This window comes from Microcoleus sp. Z1_B2, assembly GCF_036700325.1.
Classification (GTDB): Bacteria; Cyanobacteriota; Cyanobacteriia; order Cyanobacteriales; family Microcoleaceae; genus Microcoleus.
The window spans coordinates 1-18,644 of record NZ_JAUBOQ010000031.1 but is presented as its reverse complement, the minus strand read 5'-3'; the positions used below and the strand labels follow the sequence as shown (position 1 = coordinate 18,644).

Here is an 18,644-nt window from a genome sequence, read left to right as displayed (position 1 = left end):
CTAAAATCTAAAATCTAAAATCTAAAATCGATCGACTGACAGTCTCTAGGTTTCGCATCTAAAATTAAAAGTCTTAAACCCCAAATCGAGTGAGGAAGTGAAATCCACGTGTCAACCAACGCAGTCCGCAATAACACGGAAAACTCAGCCCCCGTATTCGAGTTTGTTCAGTCAGTCAGTAAAGTGACCGCCGGAACCATACTCAGCATGACAATGCTTGCCAGTTCCGTAGTCGCTGGTGGACTGGTTGGCTTAGCGATCAGCTTCCGCAATTTGCCAGATGTTCGGATCTTGCAAACCTACTCTCCCACAGAAACTACCCACATTTACGACATCAACGGCAAGCCGCTAGCCAGCATCCACGACGAAGCCAACCGGGATGTCGTACCCCTTGACCAAATCTCCCCGAACCTGAAACGAGCTGTTCTGGCGATCGAAGATAGCAACTTCTTCACCCACAAAGGTATCAACCCCGGCGGGATAGCCCGAGCTCTGATGGTCAACCTAGAGAAAGGTAGAACCGTTGAAGGCGGCTCGACTATGACTATGCAGCTAGTCAAGAACCTGTTTCTCTCTCCCCAGTCAAAATTTAGTCGCAAGGTAGCTGAAGCGGTAATGTCTATCCGCTTGGAGCAAATTCTCAACAAAGACCAAATTCTGCAACTATACCTGAATCAAATCTACTTAGGTCACAACTTGTACGGCGTAGAGACAGCCTCTCGAAGCTATTTCAACAAATCCGCAAGTAATTTGACTCTTTCAGAAGCAGCGATGCTGGCCGGCTTAATTTCTGCCCCCGAAGAATACAGTCCTTTCGTCAATTACAAATTGGCAAAAGAGCGGCAAGCCCTCGTTTTAGGCCGCATGAAGGATCTTAAATGGATTACGCCGGCCCAAGAGACAGCAGCCCGACAGGAAAAAATTAAGCTAGGCAAAATTACCTCTTTTGGCGGCTCTCAAGTTCCTTACGTAACACAAGCCGTAGTCCAAGAACTGACAAGGCGTTTTGGGCGAGATGCCGTGGTTAAGGGAGGAATGCGCGTTCAAACCACGATCGACCTCAAAATGCAGCGCATAGCCGAAGAAACCGTCAAAGCGTGGCACAATCGGCTTTACTACCAAGGGCTGTTTTACGATCGCGATGAAGGTCAAATTGCCCTAGCCGCCGTCGATCCCCGCACCCACTTCGTCAAAGCAATGGTTGGCGGCGTCGATTACGAAAAGAGTCAGTTCAACCGCGCCATTCAAGCACGCCGCCAGCCCGGATCTGCTTTTAAACCTTTTATCTACTACGCTGCCTTTGCTAGCGGCAAATACGCCCCCGATTCAGTTGTCTACGACTCCCCTGTCGGCTACCGCGACGGCGACGGCTACTACTACCCTCAAAACTACGGTGGCGGCTTCTCCGGTGCTGTCAGCATCCGCAGAGCATTGGAAGTCTCTCTGAACATTCCCGCCGTCAAGCTTGGCCAAGAAGTCGGATTGAATAAAGTGATTGAGATTTGCCGCGTGCTCGGCATCAGAAGTCCGATGGAACCGGTGATTTCTTTGCCCTTGGGTGCAGTTGACCTCACTCCTTTAGAAATGGCCGGATCTTTTGCTACCTTCGCCAACAACGGCTGGCATTCTGACACCACGTTTATCGTGCAAGTCACTGACAGCAGTGGCAACGTCTTGCTCGACAATACGCCCAAACCCAAATTAGTTCTCAATTCCTGGGCGGCGGCATCTGTCAACAGCGCCCTGCAAGGAGTAATTACCAGCGGAACTGCAAGGGCGGCTCAAATTGGCCGGCCGGCTGCGGGGAAAACAGGTACAACTTCCTCAGAACGCGATATCTGGTTTGTGGGTTACGTGCCCCAGTTGTCGGTGGCTGTTTGGATGGGCAACGACAATTATAGACCGATGAGCTACGGTGCTACTGGCGGTGGGATTGTCGCCCCTGTTTGGCGTGATTTTATGAGCCAAGCTTTGCAGGGAGTTCCCGCAGAAAGTTTCAAACCTGCTTCATCTTTTGAGCGGCCTTAATTATCAGTCAGTTGTCAGTTGTCAGTTGACTGTTGACTGTTGGCAGTTGGTGTTTGACAGTTGACAATTGACACTTGGCAGTTGACAATTACCCATTATTTCTCCTCTGACCGAAAGAATCCAGGATACCCGCCACGTGATTCATCCGTGGAGAAATAAAAAACCTGTATCAGATGAAACTTGCCCCCCGAATTTATGCGTGGGGTCAATGCTTCAATCTAAAATCTAAAATCTAAAATCTAAAATCGATTGACTTCTGGCTTCTGGCTCACACTCGATAATTAATCCGTGTATCCGTATCAACATCCGTGTTGTGCCTTCCTTCTTCCTTCTGACACTAGGATTGTTTTTCCAGCTCAGATTTCATCCGCTCCAGCGTTGAGTTCATTTGCTCAAACATCTGCTGGGGCGTGATGCCAAATTGATTGAGCTGTGTTTTTAACTGCTCTACAGTCATCTGAGCCATGAAGTCCTCAGACAGCTCAAAGCGCTTCATAAAAATACGGTAGCGCTCCATCATCGATTCCATCTGAGCAATGAACATTTTCTTGCCTTCGCGATCGAATTTGCCGTAATTTCCACCTAGTTTGATGAGAGATTGATAGTCTTCAAACAACAGCTTGGCTTCTTGCTGAACAATTTCCGAATCAAAAAATCCCATAGCTTTCCTAATTTTTTAATATTCAACTAATTTTGATCGAGGCGAGAAAACCCGCTGCTTTTTGTACCATTTTATCAGTTGCCGGAGGAAGTCCCTACCCCTCAAGGTACAAGAATTAGTAGAAATTTCCGTACAGGAGAGGCCGATGCCCGCGCAGGGCCGATGCCCGCGCAGGGCATCGGGCCCCAAAAGCGTTGGTTATTGGTTATTCAAACTAACAACCAACCAATAACCAATAACTAATGACTGATAACTGATGACTAATGACTTCTTCAAACTTCCCCGATGCGTTCTAGAGGCCAAAACCGCACTACAGCACGGCCGATGATATTCTGCTTAGGTAAAAATCCCCACCTGCTGGAGTCGTTGCTGTTGTTGCGGTTGTCTCCCATCACAAAGTATTCATTTTCTGGAACGCGATAAGGCCCCCACTGGTATTTAGGAGGTTCGGCAATATATTTTTCGACCAGGGGTTTGTCGTTGAGATAAACTAAACCTTTTTTAACGGCGACTGTTTGACCCGGTAAGCCAATTACCCGCTTGATGAATGCTTGGTCTTGGGTAAAGCCTTGTTCTTGCAACTTTTCGGGCGGGGCAAATACTACGATGTCGCCAGTTTTTGGAGGTTCGAGGTAGTAGGAGATTTTTTCGACTACGACGCGATCGCCCACGTGCAGAGTGGGTACCATAGAATCTGAGGGTATGTAGCGCGGTTCGGCGACCAAGGCTCGAATCACTATTGCTAAACTTAAAGCAATAATCACTATCTGAAGATTTTCTCGCTGTGACTTCCACGCTTTCTGCCACCAGCTTTCAGGCGGATTTTCTGCTACTTCTGTACCCAAATTCTTTTTTTCAGATGTCATGAAAGTCCTCGCTAAATAGTTGCCACTAATTATCTGATTAAGCTCGCTCAGCATTTAAATTGCATCTCTACAAATCATCAAACCATGACTAGCTGCACACGCGAACCAGCCCAAAATATACAATTTAAATGCAGTACAGCTTACCATTGAAGTATGTCGCTGTTAATTACTAGACGTGAAGTGCAGGCATTTGCAAAGTTGCAAAGTATCTAGAAAGGCATCGGCGTTGCACCTGCGATTTCCCTATCAATCAAAGATTTATACAATAACTCTCATCTTGATATTAACTCATAAAAAAGGCAGAGAATTTAAATTCTCTACCTTTTTTATGTGAGGATTTTGAGTTGTTTGCGATCGCGAGATTGGTTATTTCAAAACTTTACTCGCGATCGCACTTACTCAAACTTACTCAACGCCTTGGGGCAGCAATTCCCGCTTTTGACCTTGCAGCACCTTAACAATTCCGTCCTCGCCCACATCAACAACAGCGGTGTCGCCGTCTTTGATGCGGCCAGAAAGGATTTCCTCAGCCAAACTGTCTTCCAGCAAGCGCATAATGGCGCGGCGCAGGGGTCGGGCTCCGTAGCTGGGGTTGTAGCCTTCTTCTACCAGCCGTTCTTTGAATTTTTCGGTCACTTCCAGGGTGATGCCCTGTTCTGTCAAACGGCTGAACACTTCTTTGAGCATAATGACGGCGATTTCTTTGACTTCTTCCCTGTTCAACTGGCGGAAGACGATAATTTCGTCGAGTCGGTTGAGGAATTCGGGGCGGAAGTAGTTTTTGAGTTCTTCGTTAACCAAAGAACGAATGCGGTTGTAATTAGCATCGGCTTGGTTGTCGCTGAACTCGAAACCGAGACCGCCGCCGCCTTTTTCAATCACCTTAGAACCGATGTTTGAGGTCATAATCAGCAGCGTGTTTTTGAAGTCCACGGTGCGACCTTTGGCATCTGTTAAGCGGCCGTCTTCCAATATTTGCAACAGCATATTGAAGACATCGGGGTGGGCTTTTTCGATTTCGTCGAACAGCACGACGGTGTAAGGACGGCGGCGGACTGCTTCTGTGAGTTGGCCGCCTTCGTTGTAGCCGACGTACCCAGGCGGAGAACCGATGAGTTTGGAGACGGTGTGCCGTTCCATGTACTCCGACATATCCAGCCGAATCATGGCATCTTCGGAACCGAAGAAGTAGCCTGCTAGGGCTTTGGTGAGTTCGGTTTTGCCGACGCCGGTAGGCCCGGAGAAGATGAAACTGGCGATCGGGCGATTGGGATTTTTCAAACCGACGCGGGCGCGACGGATGGCGCGGGAAACGGCTTTCACTGCTTCTTCCTGGCCGATCAAGCGCTGGTGCAAGGTATCTTCCATGTGCAGCAGCTTTTCGGATTCGGATTCGGTCAGTTTGTTGACCGGGACGCCCGTCCAGCTTGCCACGATTTGAGCAATGTCTTCTTCGGTGACAACTGGCGATGGGTCGGTTTCGCCGGTGCGGGCCGAGTCGGTTTTTTTAGCTTGGGAAATTGCGCGAATTTCGGCTTTGATCGTCATTTCTCGATCGCGCAATTCGCCGGCTTTGTCAAAGTCTTGAGAACGCACCGCTTCGTCTTTATCTTTGAGGACTTGGCGCAGTTCTTTGTCAAGTTCTTTGGCTGCGGGGGGCAGTTGGGAGTTGATCAGGCGAACTCTGGAACCAGCTTCGTCTACCAAGTCAATTGCTTTGTCTGGGAGGAAGCGATCGGAGATGTACCGATGTGAGAGTTTGGCTGCAGCTTCCAGGGCCGTGTCCAAGATTTTCAGCTTGTGGTGCTGTTCGTAGCGTTCCCGCAGACCGAAGAGAATCTCGATCGTCTCGTCAACGGTGGGTTCGCCGACCATGACGGGCTGGAAGCGCCGTTCTAGGGCTGCATCGCGCTCGATGTGCTTGCGGTACTCGTCTAAAGTTGTAGCGCCGATACACTGGAGCTCGCCTCTTGCCAAGGCTGGCTTGAGGATGTTCGCTGCGTCGATCGCGCCTTCAGCCGCACCTGCACCGATCAAAGTGTGTACTTCGTCAATCACCAAAATCACGTTACCCGCTGTGCGGATTTCGTCCATGATTTTTTTGAGGCGTTCTTCAAATTCGCCCCGGTATTTGGTACCGGCGACGAGCAAGCCGATGTCGAGGGTAACAACGCGCTTTTCTTCAAGGATATCTGGGATGTCGTTGTTAGCGATGCGCTGGGCCAGACCTTCGGCGATCGCGGTTTTACCGACTCCGGGTTCGCCGATGAGCACCGGGTTATTTTTGGTGCGGCGACCGAGGATTTGAATTACCCGTTCGATTTCTTTTTGGCGTCCGACTACTGGGTCTAGTTTGCCATCGACCGCCATTTGAGTCAGGTTGGCTCCAAATTCATCCAGGGTTGGAGTCTTGGTGCGGGCACCGCCGCCCGTGGCTGCGACTTCTGCGGTTTCTCCCAGCATCCGAATCACTTGGGTGCGGACTTTCGACAAGTCTACTCCCAGATTTTCCAGGACTCTGGCCGCTACTCCTTCACCTTCGCGGATCAGGCCCAGCAGCAGGTGTTCAGTACCTATATAATTGTGTCCGAGTTGGCGAGCTTCTTCTAGGGATAGTTCTAGAACCCGCTTGGCGCGGGGAGTGAACGGAATTTCGACTGCTACGAAGCCGGAACCGCGCCCGATGATTTTTTCCACTTCAATGCGCGCGTCTTTCAGGTTGACGCCCATTGATTTGAGGACTTTCGCTGCAACCCCGGTTCCTTCTCCGATCAGACCCAGGAGGATCTGTTCTGTCCCTACGAAGTTGTGACCCAGGCGGCGAGCTTCTTCCTGGGCCAACATGATTACTTTTATTGCTTTTTCTGTGAAGCGTTCAAACATGATTTATTCCCATCACCTGCTGCTATGTGCCCGTTTCGAGGTCACGCTCGCACAACGAGCGTTTGTGTTCGAGTGTTAACTCGTACTGCTTATTCTAGCGCGACACTCCCAACCTATCTGCCGCACTCGGCTGCGGTTGCAGATTCCAGGCTCATGTTGCAGGGTGGCTTTCAACTGGGAAGACCCAAATGGTGGCTGACCTACAACCTCCCCTAGACTGCAAGAAGATTGCTCTTCTCGGCCCGTGCCCAACCTACGACTGCGTATTGATGGATTCTAGCATAATCTTTTTGGCTGTCATGCAGGCGCCAAATGGATATTTCTCGAAGTGTAGGACAGTTTTTTTACAAAAGTTCTTGGTTATATGGGCGATCGATCCCCTAAACTCATCCTTAAGCAGCAGCCCATCTCCCGAATATGTTGGTTTGGGATGGCGACAGCGAGCTGGGCTTTCTTCATCTAAAATTTTGCCCCCGATTCGTTGAAGATTTGGGTATTCTTCCTGTTGTCAGTTGTGCGATCGCTCCCGATCAATTAGTGAGTCTTACTACAGTCCGAGGGGTTTGGCTCAGACTATACTCAGCATGGTTCAAGACCTTGCTTTCGTAGCAGAGTGCTGTGGTCGTTAACTCGTGTGACTTAAAAGTCTCAAACTTCAATCGTGGAAAAGAATCTAAATCCTGTTTAAGGCGTACTTAAAGTAAATAATGAACACTAAAAACTTAGATGACCAGGTAGAAAGTACCGACAATGGATCGATCGAAGTTACAAGTAAATTCCACGATGCAGCTACAACAACCTCTGCAGCTTCACCAAAAGAATTCAATCCAGAACACCTAGGACGTGTCTACTTTATTCGGCACGGTGAAAGTACCAGTAACGAACGCAATATTTTTGCAGGAGTTCTGGATGTTGACCTCACATCCTTTGGCCGATTGCAGGCACGCCGTGCAGGTGTTGACCTCAAGAAAAAAGGTACAAAGTTTGACGCAGTATATGTCTCCCACATGAGACGCGCTAGGCAAACCTGTGAAATCGCCCTTGCTGAAAGTCAAGCACTAAAGTCGCCAAATACCCCCGTTGAGATAGACCATCGAATTAGCGAGAAATCCTTTGGCATTTTTGCGGGTCGTAACCTAAATCTGCTGCGTCTAGCACTGGGCTACGAAGGCTTCGAGGAAATGTTGCACTCGCACAACGAAGCACCTCCGGCTGGCGAAAAGATTGCCCAAGTTTACTCTCGCGCAGCCCGTTTCTACGAAGACAAAATAGTACCGCACTTGGAACGGGGAGAAACCGTTCTAGTAGTGTGCCACCAATATGTATTGGAGCCTCTAGCACTTTATTTAAGCGGTCTCCCGCCTACTGCTTATAAACACCTGAAACTCCCCAATGGTAAAGCTCTCAGCGGTGTGGATCTCGTCAAGTTTCGCGATAAGGAATCCGGCGGTGCTGCTTCCCTGCGGAAAGAGATCAACGATCTTTCAATTATGTGGGCGATTTTGATCTATGCCACCGCCTTCTTGCTGGGAAGCTTGGCAAGGGCAATCAGCACCTCAGAAGCAGGGATTCCGTCAGTCCTATTTCGAGCAATAATCGTTGCGTGTCTTGCCGCCTCAACGTTTTATACCTACTTAGACATTGACTTTGCAGCGAGTAAACGCAAAGTAACTTCAACTGTGAAGTATCTCGTTTACGGGTGGATGGCAGTGCGATGGGCAGTTGGGCTATTTTTAATATTTTCTGGATTTTTGTATCAGACTGAAGCGGATTTGTACAAAGTTTTGTGGGTGCTGTTTTGGATGGTTCCGCCAGCCCTTACTTCCCCAGTTTTATCCGTGCTTTGGGGCGGTAATCTTTATCCGTCGGCTCTTTTGTCAAGAACGCTATCAATCGTTGCTCCACTGGCGCTTCTGGCTACATTGAAGGTTGCCAATTTACCCATTAACGTTGACAGCCTGATCTTTTTCGGCATTATTCTAATTTTAGGTCTGGCAATACCGGGTGCGATCGCCCAGTTTTGGCGCGACAAATCCCCTGTTGAATCAAACCACCACAGTAAAAACTGGAAATTCATCGGAGTGCTTGCTGTCGCATTCATGGCCTTGGCAACAGGCTTTCAGTTTACTCCATCAACCTTCATTTCGGATCTATTTTCTTCAACCGATCCGAATCGCTCGCTCGCTTGTCTGCAACAACTAGCATTGGCAACTTTGGTCTTTGTCTCAATGCGGGTTTTGGCTGTATTAACCTCAGCATTTACAAAGGGCAAGCTTAGCAAGGCAGAAGCTCGTGATGCTTACATCCTGCTTGTGAATCCCAACTTTTTCCTTTGGGCGGCTCTTTTCATCGGAGTTAGTACAACTGCAAATCCAGAAGCCGTAAGATATGCAATTTTTTGGGCAGCGCTGGGCTTTTTCTGCATACCACTCATCGAACAGATATTGTTCATGAATTCATTTGGCAATGACATACTGAGAGAAACACTGCGTTCTTCGAGAGTGGCAACAGCAGATATCAAAAAGCTTTTCATGCAATTGGATACGGATGGAAGTAAGGCACTAGAACGAACTGAGATTATGGAGTTGTTAGGGCTAATCGAAGATATGACAACAGGCGAACGTAGCTCTGAAGAAGTCAGAAGCTACATCACTGATTATCTTTTTAATACTCTTGACTCCGATAAAAATGGCAGTGTTGATTTAGCAGAGTTAGAAGAGTACATATCAACGTATGGGTTGGTTGCTAACCTTAACGTTGCTCAAATCTAAACTTTGGCTCAATAAGCATGACATCATATTCAAATTTGAAAAATGATGTCATGCTTATTTGTCCGACTGCTGTATGCAGGAAGGCAATAATGATTGTTTTAGCTAGCTCCATAACTGGCAAAAAATTGAAAAAAAAACCGAGGTTAGTCTCACAATGGATACTCCGAGAAAAATTTTAGAGGAATTGCGACAAGTCTTTACCAAGATTGCTGGAAAAGACCAACAAATCGATCGCTCGGAGTTTAAGAAAGCTATGGGGCTGAAAGATGAATATTTTGCCGAGCGAATGTTTTCGATGTTTGACAACGATAAAAGTGGCGTTATAGACCTCGATGAATTTCTGAAAACAGTAGAGGAACTTGTCTTTGCAACCGAAGAAGACAAACTAAAATTTGCTTATCAATTGCACGACATTAACGGGGATGGCTCAATCGAAAAAGACGAAGTTTCTCACTTGATTGCTGCTAGCTTAAAGGAAAACAATTTAACCTTTCCGCCGGAACAAGTTATCGGTCTGGTTGACATTTTGTTTTTAGAAGCTGATACCGATAAAAGTGGCGAAATTTCTTTTGAAGAGTTCAAAGGTTTAATCGGAAAGCATCCCGATCTGCTTGAGGCGATGGCAGTTAGCCCGGTTAGCTGGTTAAAACCTCGCCAGCCAGACGACGACGCCATAGCAGTTGCGCCCAAAGAGAAAAGGTCGCCAAAGGCGTACATCAAGCATTATATTCAAAACAACTGGGTCAAGATCGCTTTTTTGTCCCTCTATCTTATTGCCAATCTGGTTCTTTTCTTTGGGGCTGTCGATCGATATGCAAGTCTAGGCGCAAATGTGTACGTTCAAATTGCGCGGGGATGTGGCGCAGCGCTCAACTTCAACGGGGCATTGATCCTAATTCCCATGCTGCGGCATTTTATGACTTGGCTTCGCAAAACGAGGATCAACAACTATCTGCCGATAGATGAGGGCATCGAGTTTCACAAGCTCGTGGGTCAATTCATGTTTGCCTTTGCGATCGTCCATACGATCGCGCATTTTCTCAATTACACCACATTGCCGGTTCCCTTTGCACAAAGTCTTTTTGCAACGAAGGCTGGCTTGTCAGGATTTTTATTACTGCTAGTTTTCGCAGTTATGTGGGTGACAGCGCAAGCTCCAATCCGCAAAGGCGGAAAATTTGCGCTTTTCTATACAGCTCATATGTTGTACGTCGTGTGGTTTGCCCTGGCGTTAGTTCACGGGCCAGTTTTTTGGCAGTGGGTGTTGTTACCTGTTGTGGGATTTGCGATCGAACTGGTTATTCGCCGCCAGAATACAAAAGAGCCTGCCTATGTAGTTAATGCCTCTTTACTCCCCTCCAAAGTTCTAGGTTTGGAAATTGCACGTCCTAAATCTTTCCACTATCAACCAGGGGACTACGTGTTTGTTAAATGTCCCAGTCTCTCCAAATATGAATGGCATCCATTCACAATTAGTAGCGCCCCCGAAATGCAGGATGTCTTATCTGTACACATACGCTCTGCGGGCAGTTGGACTGGAAAATTATATCAACTTTTCCGAGAACAGCACGAGCAATGGATACGGTCAGGTAACTCTAAATACGAGCCTGGAGTGCTTGTCCATTTAGATGGGCCCTATGGGACACCAAGTACCCATATCTTTGAATCTAAGTACGCTATTCTCATCGGTGCGGGTATTGGCGTAACTCCCTTTGCCTCTATTCTGAAAAGTATGCTGTACCGAAGCCAACACGGTTCTTCAGGAATGCGTTTGCAAAAGGTACATTTTTACTGGCTCAACCGAGAGCAAAAAGCATTTGAATGGTTTGTTGAACTCTTATCCAGAATCGAAGCCCAAGACACTAACAACCTATTTGACATTAATTTGTATTTGACAGGTGCCCAACAAAAGTCAGATATGAAATCCAGCACCCTATTTGTGGCAATGGATTTGATGCATTCCCAAACGCAGGTTGATTTGATTACAGGTTTAAAGAGCCGTACACAAACGGGTCGTCCAGACTGGGAGGAGATTTTTCAAGATATAGCGCAGCAACACGCGCCCAATAAAGTTGACGTATATTTCTGCGGCCCTCCTGGACTCTCGGTACAATTGAGAAATCTCTGCCATAAATACGGGTTTGGCTATAGGAAAGAAAATTTCTAGCAAAACTTCTGGCAATTGATTTATGATCTTCAGCGAGAGTCATAAGTTTAGGACTTACACATAAACCGGGGTTCTTTGACGTAAATTCGGCTTTTGGGCTATTTATCCAAGTGGAAAAACCCGGTTTATGTGAACTTTTGCGTAATTCCTGAACTTGCTCTCCGTCATCTCCCAAAAAAGCTTACTTGAATATCGAAAAACGAGGAAAATATCCAATGAAGTTAGACAAGTTTGTACTAGCACAAAATATGGCATTTCTAATAGCCATTCCACCAGAAAGTAATTTGGCGAAATTGTTCTCCTTTTGCTTAGCCACAAAGGTTAGAAAAAAGATGAGCGGAACAGAAATCTTAAGGATCACCTGTGAGCTAATGGAAAACCCATCTAATTTGCCCTATTGGACTCAAGAGGTGATGGGACTCGATTTAGATTACAGCAGTGAAGAGTGGAAAGCTTTAGGAGAAATGGGCATCAACGATGCAGGTGAGTTTATGGCTATGGTGTCTCAAGAATTGGAAAATTTGAATTTGTAATATTTTGCCCTGGCGTGAACACAGAAACTCTCTTCCAACACTCTATTAAAAGCATTCATCAGAGCCGGATAGTTAAAAAAACCGGTCTTTAGACAAGGGAGCATCACCTTTCAAAAGAGAAACAAAAATATGTCTTTAAATGTTGAAGTTTTAGAGCAAAGTTTCGATAAAATCAAACCTCGTGCTGATGATTTTGCCGCTAGCTTCTACGAAAAATTGTTTACAACTCACCCAGAGTTGAAACCGCTGTTTGCCACAACTGATATGGCCAAGCAACAAAAAAAGCTGATAAGTGCTCTGGTTTTAGTAGTAGAAAATCTCCGCTCTCCAGAAGCTTTGGAGCCAGTTCTCAAGGCCTTGGGAGGCAGACACATCGGTTATGGAGTAATTCCCAAATATTACGGCCCAGTTGGAGAAGCACTACTGAGTGCTTTTGAGCAGTCTCTCCAGCAAGATTGGACTCCCGAAGTAAAGCTGGCGTGGACAAATGCCTACAGAGCAATTACTGCTTTGATGTTAAAAGGCGCTGGGGTAGAAACGACACCTGAAGAAGTTCAATTAGAAACAGAGATAATTCCAGACGAACCGGTGACTATAGGAGTTAATCACCAACTAGAATCAGTCCCAGAAAAAGAGCCCAAATTAGCCGTAGAGGTACTGGAAAGCAGTTTTGATAAAATCAAACCTCGTGCTGATGAATTTGCCGCTAGCTTCTACGAAAACCTCTTCATCGCTCACCCAGAATATAAACCATTGTTTGCCCATATCGATATAAAAATACAACAGAAGAAGCTCCTTAATGCTTTGGTATTGGTAGTAGAAAATCTCCGCTCTCCAGAAGCTTTAGGGCCTGTTCTCAATGCCTTGGGAGGCAGACACATCGGCTATGGGGTAATCCCCAAATATTATGGGCCAGTTGGAGACGCACTGCTGATGACTTTTGAGCAGTATCTCCAAGAAGATTGGACTCCCGAAGTAAAGCGGGCATGGACAGATGCCTACAGAACAATTAGTGGTTTGATGCTAAAAGGCGCAGTTGTTGTTTCTACATCAAATGTTGTCCCCGATGAAAAAGATGTCACCCACCATCAGCCAAAAGAATCAAAGACACAATTACTGAACGAACCTAAGCCGATCGCGCCGCCAACCGAGGAACAGAAAAAGCCTTTAGGATTAATTCAGTTGGATGGTAAAATTATCCCCAAAATGATCTCGAAAATAACTGAGAGTTATCAGCAATTTCAAGGTCAATCATTCGTTCAGCGATTGGGTGAAGTTCTCAAAGGAATTTTAGAAAAATTCATTGATAATTTTTGGACGCAACCAGCCTGGTTAGTGGCTAGTGTTTCAGCCATTCTGTTCATCATAATTTATGTGTGGGCGGATGATAATTCTCTAATCGGAGAAGTTTTGGAGAGTGTTGATTCTCTCAGTCTTGTCGTTGCTTTAATTTTATTCATTAAGGAAGCACCCGATCGCCGAAAGCAATTTCATTACCAAGCTTGGAGTATAGTTGATGCAGCACACGGCGTAAAAGTTAGCTATGCCAGAATTCTGGCACTCCAAGATTTGAATGAGGATGGTGTTTCTCTTAGAGGTTTGGATGCTATTGGTGCGGAGTTAGTAGATATTAATCTTCCTCATGCCAATCTTAGTAAAGCCAATTTGATGGAAAGCGACTTGAGTAATGCTAATTTGACTTATGCCAATTTAGATAATGCTAATATCAGTCAGGTTAAACTTAGTGGTGCAAATTTAAGTCATGCAAAACTGAGTTTTGCTAGCTTGACTCAGGCTAATCTTAGTAGTGCGAATCTTAGTAATGCTAGTTTAATTTGTGCAGATTTAAGTCATGCGAACCTGAGTGGTGCCGATTTGAGAGATGCTAGTTTGAGTGGTGCAAACTTGAAGAGTGCCTACCTAACTGGTGCAAATCTCAAAGGTGCTAAAGTTAGCATTTCTGACCTGAGTGGTGCTTTGCTCGAAGGTGCTGTTATGCCTGATGGATCGAAGTATAAGTCTCTGGAAGATGAGGCCACAAACAAATAAATTGATCCCAGCTTGTTTTTGACCTTCATGTCTGCTTTTCTACTCAAGGTGACGACACCGTGAGTAGAAAAGCTTTGGCTTACTGAAATGCGATCGCTACTAATGGTGAGAAATTACTCTTGAATTTATTAAACATAAAATAAATTAGGCAAAGAAGATTAGGAAAAATCAAATGCAATTATTTAAGCAATTAAGTATAAAGACAAAACTCATAGTTATGTTGCTGGTAGTCAGCGTTTGCGCTATGGTCGCCACCACCTATATATGCTCTAGCAGTGGGAAAGCTACTCTGACCGAAAAAGTCTTCAACCAATTAACCAGCCTTCGGGCGGCCAAAACTGATCAAATCCAAGATTATTTTCAAAGCCTTTACCACCATAGCCAAACCTTAAGCGAAGACCTAACAGTCGTCGGTGCCATGCAGGAGTTCAAGACAGCCTACCGCCAACTTGAACAATCAACAGTACCAGCGGATTTTGACGCAAAAATTGATACCTTCTACCGGACAGAATTTTTAACTAAACTAACGCGAACTAACGAGGGTTCCCCCGTTCTGGCATCCTACACGCCAAAAACAACTGCTGCCCGTTACTTGCAGTACCACTACATCGCTGCTAACCCCAACCCCGTTGGCAAAAAACTTCTCCTTGACAATCCAGGCGACGCCAGCGCTTACAGCCGCGCTCACGCCCGCTACCACCGTATTTTTCGCAATATAGTGGAAAAATACGGTTACTACGATATGTTTTTGATCGATCCCGAAGGAACTGTTGTCTACACGGTTTTTAAAGAAGCTGACTTTACCACAAACTTCACCAACGGCCCCTACAACGAGAGTAACCTAGCATCCGCGATCGCCGCGGCACGACAAGCAAATGGAAAGGGCTATGTGAAAATAGTAGATTTCAAACCCTACAGCCCTTCCTACGGTTCGCCTGCGGCTTTTATCGCTACCCCAATCTTTAACGACTCCCAATTCATTGGTGTTTTGGCGTTCCAGCTTCCCGTTGACAAAATTAACAATGTGATGACTGGCAACAAAAATTGGAAAAAAAATGGTCTGGGCGATTCAGGAGAAACTTATCTGGTTGGGTCGGATTATTTAATGCGCTCTGCGTCTCGTTTCCAGATTGAAGACCCAGAAGGTCATGCAAAAACTCTACGCTCGATCGGCACTGATGAAAAGACTGTCAAGAAAATCAAAGAGTTCAATACTACAATCCTCCTACAGGAAGTGCAAACCAAAGCAGTGAAGGAAGCTTTTTTTGGGAAACAGGGCACGGAGGCGATCGACGATTATCGTAATATTCCAGTTTTGAGTTCTTATGCTCCACTAGAGATTAATGGATTGAAGTGGGTGATCTTGGCGGAGATGGATGTTTCTGAAGCCTATGCCTCAATTCACTCGTTTGAAAAAAAAGTTTTGATTGGCGCTACTTTAATCATCGCGTTAATCACCCTTGTTGCCATGTGGCTGACCTCAATCTTTGTCAGACCCATCAATACTTTAATCAAAAGCGCCCGCCTGGTGGGGGCTGGAGAATTTGATGCCGTGGTCAAATCGGGTTCGCAAGATGAATTTGGAGACTTAGCTAAGTCATTTAACCAAACGATAGGCAGCCTTCGCGCCGAAACTCAACTAATCGATCGCGAAAATCGCGAAAATGAAGCATTAGTCTTAAGTATATTTAGTCCGGCAATCGCCAAACGCCTCAAACAGGGCGATCGAGAAATTGCCGAGCAAATTTCTAACGTCTCGATCTTGTTTTCCGACCTCCACCAATTCACCAAACTGACTCAATCAATGTCGCCTCAAGAGGTTGTTCGCTTGCTGAATGAACTGGTAACAGGCTTTGATGAAATGACAGATAAATACGGTCTAGAGAAGATTAAAACTATTGGTGACGGTTACATGGCTGTATGCGGGCTTGGTATGCCGCGTCTGGATCATGACAAACGCACGCTAGATTTTGCTTTGGAAATGCTGTCGTTTGTCCGCCGATTTAGTTATGAAAAAGACTTACATCTAGACCTGCGGATCGGTATCAATTCAGGAGATGTGGTTGCAGGCGTGATTGGTAAAAATAAATTGCTATACGACGTTTGGGGCGATAGTGTAAATATTGCCAATAGATTGAAGTCGGCTTGTCCGCCAGGAACAATCTTAGTTTCTCAAGACCTCTGCTCGCGGCTCCACGATCTCTACGATTTTGAGCTGGTTGGTGAAATTCAAGAACCTGGAAAAGAAAAGCTAGTGGCTTGGCAAGTCAAAACTTCTAAGCTGACCGTAAGTGTTCGAGAGGAAGAAGTTTATGAGTAATTTAAGCTTTTCAAATGACTGGCAAACCTGGGCGGTAATTGTCGGATTAGGGTTCCCACTCCTGGTCGTTTTACTAGGAGAGGTTATTTATCATCTAGAAAGGCGCGGTAGACCGCTGGCGGCTACGCTGCAGGTTGTAAAAAACCTCGTACTGCCAGTCTTAATGCTGATGGTTTTAATCAGGAATGTCGTGAGGCTTGACGTTGACGGGAATTTTGCAAAGCTCGTCGCAACGCTGTTTTGGATATCTGTTATCTACGCTTCTCTTTCGCTGTTTAATGTAATTTTGTTTGAAGAAGCTGAGGCAAATACATGGCGGGCACGGATGCCCAAACTGCTGATCGACCTTTCTAGGTTGTTTTTGGTGCTTGTGGGAAGCGCGATCGTGCTGGCGGTGGTGTGGGGTGCAGATTTGGCTGGTCTTGCTACGGGATTGGGCGTGAGTTCGATCGTGATCGGTTTGGCGCTTCAGGACACACTAGGCAGCATCATGTCTGGCATTGCGCTGCTTCTAGAACGCCCCTTCAGTGTGGGTGATTGGTTGCGAATTGGAGATATCGAAGGGCAGGTAATTGATATCAATTGGCGCTCTGTTCGCCTGCTAAATCTCCAGCGGCAGGTGATTATCGTTCCCCATCAATTTGTTGGAAAAGAAATAATTCATAATTACAGCCAACCAGAACGCATTTACAACCAACGTATCAATATTGGCTTTTCTTACGATAGCCCCCCTAACCTGGTGAAGCAGGTACTGCTAAGTACAGCTTTGGCTACACAGGGGATATTAGCCGAACCCGAACCTGAGAGCAAAACTACATCCTATGATGAGACTGCAATTATCTATGAGGTGGAGTTTTTTATCGAAAACTTTGAAGATATGGAGCAGATACTCGATCGATTTATGACACGAATCTGGTACGCAGCGCAGCGAAACAACCTGACGCTATATCGCTACCGATACTCCTATGCTGTGGAAGTTGCTGATAAGGCAGATAGCGCTTCCAGTAAGTTAGCCCAAAGCTTGCATTCAATTCCCGGATTTATGCCTTTAGCTAGAGAGGCAAAAAATTTGGATGACTTAACTAAGGGAACTATTTTACAGAAGTTTGGTGCGGGAGAGAAAGTCATCCGGCAGGGCGAGCCTGGTAATGCTTTGTACATTATCATTGCGGGTCAGGCTAAGGTAACAGTCACGAACAAGTTGGGCATGGAGTTGGAGGTTATGACTATCTTGAGTGGTGAGTTTTTTGGCGAGATGGCGCTGTTTAGTGGGGAACCGAGTCCGGTATCGGTTGTCGCCGTTGACGATTTGCAAGTTCTTGTCGTCTACTCAGATGCTGTAAATACGATGATTGAACGTCAACCAAGCTTGGGGCGCGAGATCGGTCAAATTATCGAAGCGCGAAGCAAAGCGGTAAGTATGGCCGCGCAGGCAGATGTTTCGTCAAATGCTAAGGTTGATTCCCTATGAGGATGATGAAAGTGTTCATATTGTGGCAATTTTACAATTCTTGGGGCTGGTGAAAAAGCACGGTCTATGACGGTGCAAAGTATAACGAATCACAGCCGCCTCTGCAATACCGGAGAAAGGTCAAGCCTAAAATATCCTTACAGGGAACTGCATTTGCGAAGCCCAGAGACCGTCAATCTTTGCAATCAATTCACTTCCCGCCCAGAGAAAAGTTTGAGTGATGAGGTTTTGCGCCTCAATATTCACGCCACCCAAAATTACGTCAGTGTCTGCATTAAAGTTAACAATCTTGGCATAATCATTTCCGCCAGCAACTGAGTACCAATTTCTTGTATTATCGCCAATATAAAATGTGTTAAGAGATTGACCGCTGTTGCCAATTAAAGTATCTACCTCAGCACTAGACAAACTGTTGTTTTCTGAACCTCTTAATATGTTCTGACCGGTACCACCTGCGAGAGTGTCGTTCCCCAAACCACCAAACAAGATATTGATGCCGTTTCCACCAGTGAGATAATCATTACCCTCATCACCGCGAATGGTATTCCTACCATTTCCGCCATTGATGTTGTCATTTCCAGCCCCGCCATTAATGGTGTCATTCCCTGTGCCAGCAGTGATAAAATCACCACCCGCCTCACCAAAGATCAGATTATTTCCATCTCCGCCACCAAGGGCGTCAACTCCATTCCCGCCGAAGATGATATCATTGCCAGTGCCCGCAGAGACAATATCGTCCCCATCCCCAAAATAATAAGTATGGTTGCCGTTGTTGTTGTAATATTTCCCAAAAATCCCAGTCCCTGTTAATACGTCGTGGGAGCATCCCGCTTTTTAACTAAGCAGAAATACCGAGCTTGATGTCGTTGTTTAAATATGCACATCTCAGTCTTAA

The 18,644-nt window shown here is 46.1% G+C and carries 11 protein-coding genes; 7 read left to right on the top strand and 4 right to left on the bottom strand.

What is annotated here, in order from left to right:
• Nucleotides 1-108: 108 nt before the first annotated feature.
• Nucleotides 109-2,028, top strand: coding sequence for a transglycosylase domain-containing protein (locus QT984_RS18735; protein ID WP_333055945.1), 1,920 nt, complete (start codon nt 109-111; stop codon nt 2,026-2,028).
• A gap of 337 nt (nt 2,029-2,365) precedes the next feature.
• Here the strand turns inward: QT984_RS18735 and QT984_RS18730 are convergent, their stop codons facing one another.
• The 3 genes from QT984_RS18730 to QT984_RS18720 all read right to left on the bottom strand — a co-directional run bounded on the left by QT984_RS18730 (nt 2,366) and on the right by QT984_RS18720 (nt 6,438).
• On the bottom strand, nt 2,366-2,689 hold the full coding sequence (locus QT984_RS18730; RefSeq protein ID WP_006632589.1) for a DUF1825 family protein: 324 nt from the start codon (nt 2,687-2,689) through the stop codon (nt 2,366-2,368).
• A gap of 272 nt (nt 2,690-2,961) precedes the next feature.
• Nucleotides 2,962-3,555 (bottom strand): signal peptidase I, encoded by a 594-nt coding sequence (lepB, locus tag QT984_RS18725; protein ID WP_333055946.1) that lies wholly within the window; start codon nt 3,553-3,555, stop codon nt 2,962-2,964.
• 405 nt (nt 3,556-3,960) lie between these two features.
• A complete protein-coding gene (locus QT984_RS18720; RefSeq protein WP_333055947.1) occupies nt 3,961-6,438 on the bottom strand; it encodes an ATP-dependent Clp protease ATP-binding subunit in 2,478 nt (825 codons plus the stop codon).
• Between the two features lie 707 nt (nt 6,439-7,145).
• On the opposite strand from QT984_RS18720, the gene QT984_RS18715 reads away from it, so the two are divergent.
• The 6 genes from QT984_RS18715 to QT984_RS18690 all read left to right on the top strand — a co-directional run bounded on the left by QT984_RS18715 (nt 7,146) and on the right by QT984_RS18690 (nt 17,749).
• Nucleotides 7,146-9,209, top strand: coding sequence for a histidine phosphatase family protein (locus tag QT984_RS18715; RefSeq protein WP_333374633.1), 2,064 nt, complete (start codon nt 7,146-7,148; stop codon nt 9,207-9,209).
• 154 nt (nt 9,210-9,363) lie between these two features.
• Nucleotides 9,364-11,376: an EF-hand domain-containing protein gene (locus QT984_RS18710; RefSeq protein ID WP_333374631.1), complete on the top strand. Its 2,013-nt coding sequence runs from the start codon at nt 9,364-9,366 to the stop codon at nt 11,374-11,376.
• Between the two features lie 215 nt (nt 11,377-11,591).
• Nucleotides 11,592-11,909 (top strand): hypothetical protein, encoded by a 318-nt coding sequence (locus tag QT984_RS18705; protein ID WP_333055950.1) that lies wholly within the window; start codon nt 11,592-11,594, stop codon nt 11,907-11,909.
• Nucleotides 11,910-12,038: 129 nt separating this feature from the next.
• On the top strand, nt 12,039-13,958 hold the full coding sequence (locus tag QT984_RS18700) for a globin domain-containing protein (protein WP_333374629.1): 1,920 nt from the start codon (nt 12,039-12,041) through the stop codon (nt 13,956-13,958).
• Between the two features lie 172 nt (nt 13,959-14,130).
• Nucleotides 14,131-16,278, top strand: coding sequence for an adenylate/guanylate cyclase domain-containing protein (locus tag QT984_RS18695; RefSeq protein WP_333259307.1), 2,148 nt, complete (start codon nt 14,131-14,133; stop codon nt 16,276-16,278).
• Nucleotides 16,271-17,749, top strand: coding sequence for a mechanosensitive ion channel family protein (locus QT984_RS18690; protein ID WP_333055954.1), 1,479 nt, complete (start codon nt 16,271-16,273; stop codon nt 17,747-17,749). Before QT984_RS18695 ends, QT984_RS18690 begins: the two co-directional genes overlap by 8 nt.
• Before the next feature lie 126 nt (nt 17,750-17,875).
• Here QT984_RS18690 and QT984_RS18685 read toward each other — a convergent pair whose 3' ends face one another.
• On the bottom strand, nt 17,876-18,544 hold the full coding sequence (locus tag QT984_RS18685; RefSeq protein ID WP_333055956.1) for a calcium-binding protein: 669 nt from the start codon (nt 18,542-18,544) through the stop codon (nt 17,876-17,878).
• Nucleotides 18,545-18,644 lie beyond the last annotated feature (100 nt).

Bases quoted from the DNA above. Each gene is read 5' to 3' on its own strand.
- QT984_RS18720 (WP_333055947.1), bottom strand. From the start codon at position 6,438: ATGTTTGAACGCTTCACAGAAAAAGCAATAAAAGTAATCATGTTGGCC.
- QT984_RS18700 (WP_333374629.1), top strand. From the start codon at position 12,039: ATGTCTTTAAATGTTGAAGTTTTAGAGCAAAGTTTCGATAAAATCAAA.
- QT984_RS18715 (WP_333374633.1), top strand. From the start codon at position 7,146: ATGAACACTAAAAACTTAGATGACCAGGTAGAAAGTACCGACAATGGA.
- QT984_RS18710 (WP_333374631.1), top strand. From the start codon at position 9,364: ATGGATACTCCGAGAAAAATTTTAGAGGAATTGCGACAAGTCTTTACC.
- QT984_RS18690 (WP_333055954.1), top strand. From the start codon at position 16,271: ATGAGTAATTTAAGCTTTTCAAATGACTGGCAAACCTGGGCGGTAATT.
- lepB (WP_333055946.1), bottom strand. From the start codon at position 3,555: ATGACATCTGAAAAAAAGAATTTGGGTACAGAAGTAGCAGAAAATCCG.
- QT984_RS18695 (WP_333259307.1), top strand. From the start codon at position 14,131: ATGCAATTATTTAAGCAATTAAGTATAAAGACAAAACTCATAGTTATG.
- QT984_RS18705 (WP_333055950.1), top strand. From the start codon at position 11,592: ATGAAGTTAGACAAGTTTGTACTAGCACAAAATATGGCATTTCTAATA.
- QT984_RS18730 (WP_006632589.1), bottom strand. From the start codon at position 2,689: ATGGGATTTTTTGATTCGGAAATTGTTCAGCAAGAAGCCAAGCTGTTG.